Below are 12,610 nucleotides of genomic sequence, written 5' to 3' on the forward strand. Positions count from 1 at the left end.
TCATAACCTTATTGATGAGCTTGTGCAATACTTAACAAATATTGACCATACGCATTCTTACTGATGCCTGTGCCAATTTGAATTAATTGCTCCGCGGTCAACCAACCGTTATTGAATGCAATTTCTTCAAGACAGGCGACTTTATACCCTTGGCGTTTTTCTAGCGTTTCAACAAAATGAGCCGCTTCCAGCAAACTTTCGTGGGTGCCTGTGTCCAGCCAGGCAAAACCACGACCAAGAAGCTCCACCCGCAAGTCCCCCCTCTCGAGGTATGCCTGGTTGATGCTGGTGATCTCAAGCTCACCACGGGAAGATGGCTTCACTTGCTTTGCAATTTCCACAACATCATTGTCGTAAAAGTAAAGTCCGGTTACCGCAAAATTTGATTTTGGCTTCAGCGGCTTTTCCTCTATCGACAGCGCCCGTTGCCGGTTATCAAATTCCACGACTCCAAAACGCTCCGGGTCTTTGACCTGATATCCAAATACACTTGCACCGCTGGTCTTCCCGGCGGCTGAACGCAACATCGGGCTGAAGCCTTGACCATAAAAAATATTGTCGCCCAGAACCAGGCAAACTGAATCCGACCCAATGAACTCTTCACCTATAATAAACGCTTGCGCCAAGCCATCCGGCTCCGGCTGGACCGCGTAGCTGATGGATACACCAAAATCGCTCCCATCACCCAAAAGACGCTTGAAACCATCGATATCAACGGGTGTACTTATAAGCAATATGTCACGGATACCGGCCAGAAAAAAAACAGACAGCGGATAGTAAATCATCGGCTTATCGTAGACAGGCAACAACTGTTTGGAAACACCCTTTGTAATAGGATAAAGACGCGTCCCTGAGCCGCCGGCCAAAACAATACCTTTCATTGGTTTTTCGATCTCCATCTACGCCAAAATTGGATCACATCGCCTCGGGTAGAGTGCTCAAACTCGCAGCGACGCTCAGTGACATCTATGATTGTCAGATATCCTATCATTCCTGGCTACCAGACCCCTCCTGGTGCCACTATCCACAGCCAATCAGACTCAAAGAACACGAATTTCTTTGAGCTCCAGTCCGCACCTACATGCCTGCATGTTAATATGCCCAGAAAGATTGAAAACGTCTGGTGGCTCATATGACCGCTCACTGCATCCATTCGTTCGATCGTTCATGAGCAAAGAGTCCTCGAAGAGCCTGACTTCCTCGTCGCGCAGCAGCACTCGCGTCGACACCGATACGCGGCAAGCGCCGTATACGCCAAACACTCAAATCGCTACACGATAAACGCATATGTAGCTCCAAAAATAAAGACCACTGCCTATCAGTCGAGCTTGCATTCATAGCCATGCCGACGAACCTCGTTGAGCATATTTCTGGAAGGCAAAAGCTGGCGCACCTGATTCCATTCGATAGCGATGGGACGACCTGCCAACCTTCAGCCTCCCCAAGTGCGACATTATACGGCCCCGCCGCCGCTTTCGTTACCTAAGATAGCCAAATGGCAAGCAAAACACTTACCGCGCAAGAAGGCCGAAAGCCTCCAAACACGCTCCCGATACAGCACACCCGAAGGCCCAACACCGCGTGCAGTGGCAACTAATGATCGACCCGTGAAAGCTGCGTTACAGCTGTCTGTCGCCGGCCAATTACGTAACGCACCATCGCAATACCAACCCCTAGTCCCAAGCCGAGAACAAGGCCAATTATCAAGACTAGCTTCCTATTGGGCTTAACGGGACTGAGCGGCTCTAACGCCTGCTTATCGATTGTCACCAATTTCAAGCGACTGATATCAATATTCAAATTACGCAAACGTACGGCCTCAGCGCGCAGAGGCTGAACACCCGCCAAGAATATATCTTCGTTTTGGCGACTATTGAGAACCTCTACCTCGCGGTTCTTCTCAAGCAATTGTAACTCTTTGGCTATTTCACCTATACGTCTGGCAGTAAAATCATCAGACTTACGCTGCTGCAGTGCACCGCGCTCTGCCTCTAGCGCGTCTGTACCCATAAAGTACAAAGGAATTTGTTGATTATTGACTTCAGTGCGCATCATATTGGCTGCACCGCCTCGATCAGCTTCTCCTAGGGAGGATGGCGTCGTCGGCTTCTTTATCCCTAAAGACTTGGCAATCCCAATAGCCTCACTTAATTGAGCCACCCTACTCACGCGCTCCATTTTCAACTGTGCACGCAGTGCATTTAGCTCATCACGCAGTTGCGCCTTACGTAAATTGCTCGCCTCTTGTAATGAGGCGATCCTGGCGCTCTTATCATTATCATAGCCAGCGCGTGCTGCATTGAGTTTCTCAGCCAACTCGTTAAGACGATTCTTAACAATAACTTCTAAATCTGCAGCAACCTGTTCTTTCTCATTTGAAATGGCATACTCAACAAAACCATTGAGTATGGATACTCCATCGACCCCAGCAGGGTAGTTCATTTCAATTCGAATATATGAACTAAGCGCATCGGACTTCTTGGGATCAGGAAGAGACAAGCTAATTGAATTTCGATTAAACTCTTCAAAACTTTGCTCAAGCGTTCGCCCTGGGCGCTCAAATTCTTTAAATAGTTTCTGATTTGCGCGAAAAAAAGCCAAACGAGTGTCGTAAGACTCTAAAGAGGAACCTACCTTTATCAGGGCTTCTCTAGGAGGAAGCTTATAAATTTCTGAGCGATTCAATGAGTCCAGCTCGTTAATAGCGGCAGGCCTGAGTACGCTGCTCACCTGATACTCAGGTTTAGCTAAAAACGCATAGGCACCCGCGATCACCAACGCGCCAAACGTGAAAAGCGCAACTAATTTTTTTTGCTGCCAAACGGCATCGAAGAGAGCTACGAAATCAACTTCATCGGACGGGGGAACTGGAGGCGCGCGAAAACTACTACTCACAACAAAAACCTGCCTTCAAAAAGAAACTGCGGGCTCGTTATGCAGACAAAATTGTGTCTTTTTTATTCTAATTAGATGACCGTCAAAACCCAGCGTCTCTGCCAAATTTTGAGCGCACAAAATGCCTGTTATCGAGAACAGATTTCATTTTGCCATCTCTCTGACATATTACAAGTCTTGACATGAGCGGTAGGCTTTTCCTACAGGTGTAGGGGTAGCCCTGATGCAGCACGTCCAAGGAGAGTGAAAACAGAAAGGACTTTCCGAATCTACGAGCTGAAACCCAATGAATCCGCGGATTTTTTACTTGAGGGCGGCCGCATCATTACAAGGTGGCGCTGAAATTGACGGGCTATTTTAGGGCAGTTTTCTGACGAGCGGTTGTCTCAGCATGCATGCGATTTTTGTGGAACGGGAGAGAGCTCCCTAGGCACGCCCTGCAGGGGTCGACTTATGACGGCGACTGCGCACCAATACGCCCAACAACGGCCCTATCAGCATGCCGACAATCAACGCCACGGTCACGAACACCGACACCGGCATCTGCCCGGTCGCCAGGCCAAGGAACGAGAGAGACACGCCCTGCTGGTTTTCGAGCACAAACGCTATAACCACCAGTGCGACCACCAGCACTGTCAGCAACACCACGGCGCGCTTAATTCCACGCATAATCTTCTCCTACCCTAAAGACACTCAGACGTTTTCTTCTTCGTCTTCGTTCACTCGATCACGCAATTCCTTGCCCGGCTTGAAGTGAGGCACGAACTTGCCGTCCAGGCTGACGGATTGCCCGGTCTTAGGGTTACGGCCTACGCGCGGGGCGCGGTAGTGTAGCGAGAAGCTACCAAACCCTCGGATCTCAATACGATCGCCCGTAGCCAGGCATTGGGACATTTGTTCAAGCATGGTCTTGATGGCCAGCTCCACATCCTTGGATGAGAGCAGCCCTTGATGGGTGACAATTCGTTCGATCAACTCCGACTTCGTCATATTTTTCCCTTCTTTTTCAAGCAGCTAGGAAAAGCGCTTCAAAGGTTTTAGCATGACTTGATGAATTTGAACAGCCCATCCAATAACTTATCTACACGCCAGATCGACTTCACTATCAAGCGCTTACGCGCTCAATTGCAGATCACCAGCATCGTGCGGGTAACGGCGCCTGCCGGGTTCCAGCCGAACAAGTAATCCCCTTCCTCGTCCTTGGCGTCACTGGACCTTGTGACGACCTTGTACCCCTGCATCTTGCACTCTCGAGCCGCGCGCTTCTCGCACTTCTCCCAGTTGGAGCCCAAGCCTGAGCAGTCGATCTCGATGCCACTGACGCCATGCCGTGCGTGAGTCTTGGCATTGGTGGCGGCGCAACCTGCAAGCATGGCCATTGCGAACACGAAGATGAGCCTGTTCATTGAAAATCCTTACTGAATCAGCAACACGGGAATAGCTTATCCAAAGACTATAATCAGTTCTGACACCGATCAGCTCTACGTGGCTCCAAGTTGTTGATTCAACAAATTTCAGGCACAAAAAAGGGCGACCGAAGTCGCCCTTTTTCTATGGTCTGACAGAACTTAGTTCTGTTTTTCCATTTGTGCACGCAGCAGGTCGCCCAGAGTGGTAGGACCAGCAGAAGGCTCAGAGGTAGCTGGCTTGTCGCGCAGGCTCTGGATGGCTTCTTTCTCTTCAGCATCGTCTTTCGACTTGATGGAGAGCTGGATTACGCGGCTCTTGCGGTCAACGCTGATGATCTTGGCTTCTACTTCTTCGCCTTCTTTCAGAACGTTGCGCGCGTCTTCAACGCGGTCACGGCTGATTTCGGAGGCTTTCAGAGTCGCTTCGATATCGTCGGCCAGGGTGATGATGGCGCCTTTAGCGTCAACTTCTTTCACGATGCCTTTAACGATTGCGCCTTTGTCGTTCTCTTGAACGTACTCGGAGAACGGATCGCTTTCCAGTTGCTTGATGCCCAGGGAGATGCGCTCGCGCTCTGGGTCAACCGACAGGATAACGGTGTCCAGCTCGTCGCCCTTCTTGAAGCGACGAACAGCTTCTTCGCCCACTTCGTTCCAGGAGATGTCGGACAGGTGAACCAGGCCGTCGATGCCGCCGTCCAGACCAATGAAGATACCGAAATCGGTGATCGACTTGATGGTGCCGGAGATTTTATCGCCCTTGTTGAACTGGCCAGAGAAATCTTCCCATGGGTTAGATTTGCACTGCTTGATGCCCAGGGAGATACGACGACGCTCTTCGTCGATGTCCAGAACCATAACTTCCACTTCGTCGCCGACTTGTACGACTTTCGAAGGGTGGATGTTTTTGTTGGTCCAGTCCATTTCGGAAACGTGTACCAGGCCTTCAACGCCTTCTTCCAGCTCAGCGAAGCAGCCGTAGTCAGTCAGGTTGGTAACACGCGCGGTCACGCGGGTGCTTTCTGGGTAACGGGCTTTGATAGCGACCCATGGATCTTCACCCAGTTGCTTCAGGCCCAGGGAAACACGGTTGCGTTCGCGATCGTATTTCAGAACCTTGACATCGATCTCGTCGCCAACGTTGACGATTTCGGAAGGATGCTTGATACGTTTCCAAGCCATGTCGGTAATGTGCAGCAGGCCATCGACGCCACCCAGATCGACGAATGCGCCGTAATCGGTGAGGTTCTTGACGATACCTTTGACTTGTTGGCCTTCCTGCAGGGATTCCAGCAGAGCTTCACGCTCGGCGGAGTTCTCTGCTTCCAGGACGCTGCGACGGGAAACGACAACGTTGTTGCGTTTCTGATCGAGCTTGATGACCTTGAATTCGAGTTCCTTGCCTTCCAGGTGCGTGGTGTCGCGCACTGGACGGACGTCGACCAAAGAACCTGGCAGGAACGCACGGATGCCGTTAACGTCGACAGTGAAGCCGCCTTTAACCTTACCGTTGATAACGCCCTTGACCACTTCTTCAGCTGCGAAGGCTGCTTCGAGAACAATCCAGCATTCAGCGCGCTTGGCTTTTTCACGGGACAGCTTGGTTTCACCGAAACCGTCTTCAACCGAGTCCAGAGCAACGTGAACTTCGTCACCGACATTGATAGTCAGATCGCCAGCGTCGTTGTAGAACTGCTCAAGCGGGATGAGTGCTTCAGACTTCAGACCAGCGTGAACGGTTACCCAGCGAGCTTGGTAATCGATATCAACGATAACACCGGTGATGATGGAGCCTGCCTGAAGGTTCAGGGTTTTTAGGCTTTCTTCAAAGAGTTCCGCAAAGCTTTCGCTCATTTTAATTCCTGTTGATAAGGGCGAAGAATACGCCCATCTCCACGCCCCAGACGGTGTGGGTTAGTTTCAATTAAAAGAAGCACCGCAGGACTATGACTGGTCCCCTGCAGACTTCTTGGTCACCCGGCGATATCGCGAATAGCGATTTCACTCAAGATGCGTTCCAGCACCTGCTCGATGGACAACTCCGTGGAATCCAGCTGTATGGCATCAGCCGCCGGCTTGAGCGGGGCTACTGCGCGCTGGGTATCACGCTCGTCGCGTGCACGGATCTCATCTAGCAGACTCGACAGACTAACACCATCCACTTTGCCCTTCAACTGCAAGTAGCGGCGACGCGCCCGCTCCTCGGCACTGGCGGTCAGGAAAATCTTCAGCGGCGCCTCGGGAAATACCACCGTGCCCATGTCGCGGCCATCGGCTACCAGGCCCGGCGGCTCCTGAAACGCCCGCTGGCGCTGCAGCAGCGCATCACGCACGGCCGGCAGCGCGGCAACCTGGGAGGCCCAGGAACCGACTTGTTCGTTACGCAGGTCATCGGTCACATCGTCTCCTTCCAGGATGATGCGCTGGGGATGACCTTCCGTCGCAGCGACGAACTGCACATCAAGGTGCGCCGCCAGCAGCTTCAGGGATTCTTCGTTGGTGAGGTCGACGCCGTGGTTGCGGGCGGCAAATGCCAGCAGGCGGTACAGCGCGCCGGAATCCAGCAGGCACCAGCCCAGGCGCTTGGCCAGGATGCCGGCGATCGTGCCTTTGCCCGAGCCGCTTGGCCCGTCGATGGTAATCACCGGTGCTTTGATATTCACAATTGAGCCTCTTGGGCAACACGGATGCCGACTTGGGCACACAGTGTAAGAAAGTTCGGAAAAGACGTAGCAACATTGGCGCAGTCACGGATACGAATCGGCGCCGTTGCCCGCAGCGAAGCCACGCTGAACGCCATGGCGATCCGGTGATCGCCATGGGCATGCACTTCGCCACCGCCCATCAGGCCACCGTCAATGATAATCCCATCGGGGGTGGGTTCACACTTCACGCCAAGGGCGAGCAGACCGTCGGCCATGACCTGGATACGGTCGGACTCCTTGACCCGCAATTCTTGTGCACCACGCAGGACGGTTCGCCCTTCAGCGCAGGCAGCAGCCACAAACAGCACAGGAAATTCATCGATTGCCAACGGCACCAGCGCTTCGGGGATCTCGATCCCTTTCAACGCGGCCGCCCGCACCCGCAGGTCGGCCACCGGTTCGCCGCCCACTTCGCGCGGGTTTTCCAGGCTGATATCCGCGCCCATCAGCCGCAGGATATCGATCACCCCGGTGCGCGTCGGATTGATGCCGACATGTTCCAGCAACAGCTCGGAACCTTCCGCGATTGACGCCGCCACCAGGAAAAATGCCGACGAGGAAATATCCCCCGGCACTTCGATATGGGTGGCGACCAGCGCATGGCCCGACTCGACCGTCGCCGTTGCACCCACGACCTCTACCGGATAACCGAAACCGCGCAGCATGCGCTCGGTATGGTCGCGGGTCGGTGCCGGCTCGGTGACGGACGTCTTGCCCTCGGCATACAGGCCCGCCAGCAGCAGGCAGGATTTGACCTGCGCACTGGCCATCGGCAGCACATACGTCAGGCCTTTCAACTTCTGGCCACCACGGATGGTCAGCGGTGGGCGCCCTTCCGGCCCGGTTTCGATCACCGCGCCCATCTTCCGCAGCGGCTCGGCCACGCGGTTCATCGGGCGCTTGGACAACGAAGCATCGCCGGTCAGCACGCTGTCGAAGACCTGTGCGGCGAGCAAACCGGACAGCAGGCGCATGGAGGTGCCGGAGTTACCGAGATAAATCGGCCCCGGCGCCGGCTTCAAACCATGAAGCCCGACACCATGAATGGTCACGCGCCCGTGGTGCGGCCCCTCGATCACCACGCCCATGTCGCGAAACGCCTGCAAGGTCGCCAGGGCATCTTCACCCTCAAGGAAACCTTCGACTTCGGTCACGCCCTCGGCCAACGAACCGAGCATGATCGACCGATGGGAGATCGACTTGTCGCCCGGCACCCGGATACGCCCGCTCAAGCGGCCGCCCGGGTTGGCGAGGAAAGTCAGGTCGTCGGCGTTCACTGCGGTTTCCATGTAGGCCCGGCGTGCCAGGATCTTGCTGAAATGTTCACGCGCCACCCGCGCACGGGTAAACACGCCCAATAATTGGTGGCCATCCCCGGCATCGACCGCGTCGCGCAAGGCGTCAAGGTCGCTGCGGAAGGTGTCCAGGGTGCGCAACACGGCCTCGCGGTTGGCGAGGAAGATGTCGTGCCACATCACCGGGTCGCTGCCGGCGATCCGCGTGAAATCGCGAAAGCCACCGGCGGCATAGCGGAAAATCTCGAGGTTTTCGTTGCGTTTGGCCAACGAATCCACCAATCCGAACGCCAGCAGATGGGGCAGATGACTGGTCGCCGCCAGCACTTCGTCGTGGCGCTCGACCTGCATATGCTCGACATCCGCGCCCAGCTCGCGCCACAGACGGTCGACCACGGCCAAGGCCGCCGGATCGGTTTGCGCCAGCGGCGTCAGAATCACTTTATGCCGACGGAACAACTGCGCATTGGACGCTTCCACCCCGCTCTGCTCGGAACCGGCAATCGGATGGCCCGGCACAAAACGCGCGGGCATCTCGCCAAACGCCTGCTGCGCCGCCCGCACCACATTGCCCTTGGCACTGCCGACGTCGGTGAGGATCGCCTGGCCGAGGTCCATGCCGGCCAGCACCGCCAGCAACTTCTCCATGGCCAGGATCGGCACGGCGAGCTGGATCACATCGGCGCCCTGGCATGCGCGCGCCAGGTCGGTTTCACAGCGATCGACGACACCCAGCTCAACCGCCAACTTGCACGATTGCGGGTCCAGGTCCACGCCGACCACTTCGCCACACAACCCGCTCTCACGCAGGCCCTTGGCGAAGGAACCACCGATCAACCCCAGACCGACCACCACCAGGCGACCGATCATAGGCACAGCAGGTTGCAATGCAGTGACATCAACCACGGGCCAGAACCTTGGCCAGCGCCTCCAGGAAGCGGCTGTTCTCAGCCGGCAGACCGACGGTGATGCGCAGGTGGTTCGGCATGCCGTAGTTGGCCACCGGACGCACGATCACGCCTTCGCGCAGCAAGCCCTGGAACACCGGGGCCGCCACTTGGCCGAGATCGACGCAGATGAAGTTGCCCTTGGACGGAATCCAGCCCAGGCCCAGCTCACGAAAGCCTGCCTGCAACTGCAGCATGCCGCTTTCGTTGATGCGACGCCCTTCTTCCAGGTACTCGGCATCCTGCAACGCTGCGCAGGCCGCCGCCAGGGCAAGGCTGTTGACGTTGAACGGCTGACGCACACGGTTGAGCACATCGGCCACCACCGCCGTCGACAGGCCGTAGCCGACGCGCAGCGACGCCAGGCCATAAGCCTTGGAGAACGTGCGCGAGACCAGCAGGTTCGGGTAGGCCGCGAGGAAATCCAGGCCGTCGGGCAGGTCGCTGCCTTCGGCGTACTCGATGTAGGCCTCGTCCAGCACCACCAGCACATGTTCCGGCACATCCTGTAGGAAGTCGTTCAGTGCCTGTGCATCGAACCAGGTGCCGGTCGGGTTGTTCGGGTTGGCGATAAACACGACGCGGGTCTGTGCATCGATCGCCGCCAGCATGGCCGGCAGGTCGTGACCCCAGTCCTTGGCAGGAATCACCCGCGCATCGGCACCGACGGCCTGGGTGACGATCGGGTAGACCGCAAACGCGTGCTCGCTGAACACGGCGTTCAGGCCGGGCGCCAGATAGGCACGACCGACCAGTTCAAGAATGTCGTTGGAGCCGTTGCCCAGGGTCACCTGATTCAGCTCGACCCCGCACTTCTGCGCCAGCAGGGACTTGAGGGCAAAACCGTTGCCATCCGGATAACGGGTCAGCTCGGCCAGTTCTTCACGAATCGCCGCCAGCACCTTGGGGCTTGGACCCAGAGGGTTCTCGTTACTGGCCAGCTTGACGATCTTCGCCGGGTCCAGGTTCAACTCACGCGCCAGCTCGTCCACAGGCTTGCCTGGAACGTAAGGCGACAGTTGTTGCACGCCCGGCTGCGCCAGGGCGAGGAAGTTGCCACTCATGTTAACGCCTCACAAAACCGCTTTCGGGTAAGAGCCCAGCACCTTGAGTGCCACGGCTTCCTGACTGATTTTCTCGAGCACGCTTTTGACCAGCGGATCACGGTGATGGCCGATGAAGTCGATAAAAAACACGTAGGTCCATTTACCGCTGCGCGAAGGACGAGTCTCGATGCGCGTCAGGTCAATCCCGTTGTCGTGGAACGGCACCAGCAGTTCATGCAGCGCGCCGGGCTTGTTGCTCATGGAGACGATGATCGAGGTCTTGTCGTCGCCAGTCGGCGGCACTTCCTGGCTGCCGATCATCAAGAAGCGCGTGGAGTTGTCCGGGCGGTCTTCGATTTTTTCGGCCAGGCGCGTCAGGCCGTACAGGCCCGCCGCCATATCGCCGGCAATCGCCGCCGAGTTCCACTCACCCTTGACCCGCTTGGCCGCTTCGGCGTTGCTGGACACCGCCACGCGCTCGACATTCGGGTAATGGGCATCCAGCCACTTGCGGCACTGGGCCAGGGACTGGGCGTGGGAGTAGATACGGCTGATGCTGTCGGTCTTGGTGTTTTCACCCACCAGCAAATGGTGGTGGATGCGCAGCTCGACTTCGCCGCAGATCACCATGTCGTGCTCAAGGAAGCTGTCCAGGGTGTGGTTGACCGCGCCTTCGGTGGAGTTTTCCACCGGCACCACGCCAAAATTCACCGCGCCGGCCGCCACTTCACGGAACACTTCGTCGATCGCTGCCATCGGCTTGCTGATCACCGCGTGACCGAAGTGCTTCATCGCCGCCGCCTGGGTGAAGGTGCCTTCCGGGCCGAGGTAAGCCACTTTCAGCGGCTGCTCGAGCGCCAGGCAGGAAGACATGATTTCACGGAACAACCGCGCCATCTCTTCGTTACCCAACGGTCCCTTGTTGCGCTCCATCACGCGCTTGAGCACCTGAGCTTCACGCTCCGGACGGTAGAACACCGGCACTTCGCCTTCCGCCAGGGACGCCATCTTCACCCGCGCCACTTCCTGGGCACAGCGCGCGCGCTCACTGATCAGCTCCAGGACTTTCTCGTCCAGGCTGTCAATGCGTACACGCAGGGCCTTGAGTTCTTGCTCAGACATTAGCCGTGTTCCTTTTCGAACTCTGCCATGTAGGCCACCAACGCGTTGATGGCATTGATATCGACAGCGTTATAGATGGAGGCGCGCATGCCGCCCACCGAACGGTGACCCTTGAGGTTCAGCAGGCCGCGCGCCTCGGCACCGGCCAGGAACGGCTTGTCCAGACGGTCGTCGGCCAGGCGGAACGGTACGTTCATCCACGAGCGGTCGGTCAGGTTGATCGGGTTGCTGTACAAACCGCTGGCGTCGATGAAGTCGTACAGGGTGCGCTTCTTCACTTCGTTGAGCTTGCCCATGGCGGCAACGCCGCCCTGCTCTTTGAGCCACTCGAACACCAGGCCCGAGAGGTACCAGGCAAACGCCGGCGGCGTGTTGTACATCGAGCCGTTGTCGGCCGCGACCTTGTAGTTGAGCATGGTCGGGCACAGCGAGCGGGCGCGACCGAGCAGGTCTTCACGGACGATGTTGACCAGGATGCCGCTCGGGCCGATGTTCTTCTGCGCGCCGGCGTAGATCATGCCGTACTTGGACACATCGATCGGCCGCGAGAGAATGTCCGAAGACATGTCGCACACCAGCGGCACGTCACCCACTTGCGGCACCCAGTCGAATTCCAGGCCGCCGATGGTTTCGTTGGCCACGTAGTGTACGTAGGCCGCGTCCTTCGACAGCTTCCACTCGTTCTGACCTGGAATCGCGAAGTAATCGTAAGGCTTGGCGGTACCGGCGACGTTGACGTTGCCGTAGCGCGCAGCTTCTTCGATGGCTTTCTGCGACCAGATACCGGTGTCGATGTAATCGGCCGTGCCGTCTTCGGGCAGCAGGTTCAGCGGCACCTGGGCGAACTGCTGGCTCGCGCCGCCCTGCAGGAACAGCACCTTGTAGTCGGAGGGAATGTCCAGCAAGTCGCGCAGGTCCTGCTCGGCCTTGGTGGCGATGGACACGAACTCATCACTGCGATGGCTCATTTCCATCACAGAGAGGCCTTTTCCATGCCAATCGAGGAGTTCACCCTGCGCGCGCTGCAGGACTGCTTCAGGAAGCGCCGCGGGACCGGCACAGAAGTTATAGGCTCTCTTGCTCACATCCAATCTCACTCTGATCTGGTGGGGGTGGTGCAATAAATCGAATATTAACTGCTAACGCTGCCTGTAGGAGCGGGCTTGCCCGCGAAAAACGCAAGATCACCGC

General features: G+C 56.7%; 11 protein-coding genes. All 11 read right to left on the reverse strand.

Going from position 1 to position 12,610, the window contains the following annotated elements:
• Window positions 1-8 precede the first annotated feature (8 nt).
• The 11 genes from rfbA to serC all read right to left on the reverse strand — a co-directional run bounded on the left by rfbA (window position 9) and on the right by serC (window position 12,504).
• Entirely contained in the window at window positions 9-881 is an 873-nt protein-coding gene (gene rfbA / locus TU80_RS02190; protein ID WP_057003752.1) for a glucose-1-phosphate thymidylyltransferase RfbA, read from the reverse strand.
• A 712-nt stretch (window positions 882-1,593) separates the two neighbouring features.
• Entirely contained in the window at window positions 1,594-2,895 is a 1,302-nt protein-coding gene (locus tag TU80_RS02195; RefSeq protein ID WP_057003753.1) for a Wzz/FepE/Etk N-terminal domain-containing protein, read from the reverse strand.
• Window positions 2,896-3,321: 426 nt separating this feature from the next.
• Window positions 3,322-3,564: a LapA family protein gene (locus TU80_RS02200; protein WP_057003754.1), complete on the reverse strand. Its 243-nt coding sequence runs from the start codon at window positions 3,562-3,564 to the stop codon at window positions 3,322-3,324.
• Window positions 3,565-3,588: 24 nt separating this feature from the next.
• On the reverse strand, window positions 3,589-3,885 hold the full coding sequence (gene ihfB, locus TU80_RS02205) for an integration host factor subunit beta (protein ID WP_017848846.1): 297 nt from the start codon (window positions 3,883-3,885) through the stop codon (window positions 3,589-3,591).
• Window positions 3,886-4,016: 131 nt separating this feature from the next.
• Window positions 4,017-4,301: a hypothetical protein gene (locus TU80_RS02210; protein ID WP_057003755.1), complete on the reverse strand. Its 285-nt coding sequence runs from the start codon at window positions 4,299-4,301 to the stop codon at window positions 4,017-4,019.
• Between the two features lie 162 nt (window positions 4,302-4,463).
• A complete protein-coding gene (rpsA, locus tag TU80_RS02215) occupies window positions 4,464-6,158 on the reverse strand; it encodes a 30S ribosomal protein S1 (RefSeq protein WP_003218806.1) in 1,695 nt (564 codons plus the stop codon).
• A gap of 119 nt (window positions 6,159-6,277) precedes the next feature.
• Window positions 6,278-6,967 carry a (d)CMP kinase gene (cmk, locus tag TU80_RS02220; RefSeq protein WP_017848848.1) on the reverse strand — a complete coding sequence of 230 codons (690 nt, stop codon included), beginning with the start codon at window positions 6,965-6,967 and terminating at the stop codon, window positions 6,278-6,280.
• Window positions 6,964-9,174, reverse strand: coding sequence for a bifunctional prephenate dehydrogenase/3-phosphoshikimate 1-carboxyvinyltransferase (locus TU80_RS02225; RefSeq protein ID WP_057003756.1), 2,211 nt, complete (start codon window positions 9,172-9,174; stop codon window positions 6,964-6,966). The genes cmk and TU80_RS02225 overlap by 4 nt, the downstream gene beginning before the upstream one ends.
• A gap of 28 nt (window positions 9,175-9,202) precedes the next feature.
• Window positions 9,203-10,315 (reverse strand): histidinol-phosphate transaminase, encoded by a 1,113-nt coding sequence (hisC, locus tag TU80_RS02230; protein ID WP_017848850.1) that lies wholly within the window; start codon window positions 10,313-10,315, stop codon window positions 9,203-9,205.
• A gap of 9 nt (window positions 10,316-10,324) precedes the next feature.
• Window positions 10,325-11,419, reverse strand: coding sequence for a prephenate dehydratase (pheA, locus tag TU80_RS02235; RefSeq protein ID WP_017848851.1), 1,095 nt, complete (start codon window positions 11,417-11,419; stop codon window positions 10,325-10,327).
• A complete protein-coding gene (gene serC, locus TU80_RS02240) occupies window positions 11,419-12,504 on the reverse strand; it encodes a 3-phosphoserine/phosphohydroxythreonine transaminase (RefSeq protein ID WP_026140261.1) in 1,086 nt (361 codons plus the stop codon). Before serC ends, pheA begins: the two co-directional genes overlap by 1 nt.
• Window positions 12,505-12,610: the final 106 nt, after the last annotated feature.

The organism is Pseudomonas veronii, from assembly GCF_001439695.1.
GTDB classification, from domain to species: domain Bacteria; phylum Pseudomonadota; class Gammaproteobacteria; order Pseudomonadales; family Pseudomonadaceae; genus Aquipseudomonas; species Aquipseudomonas veronii.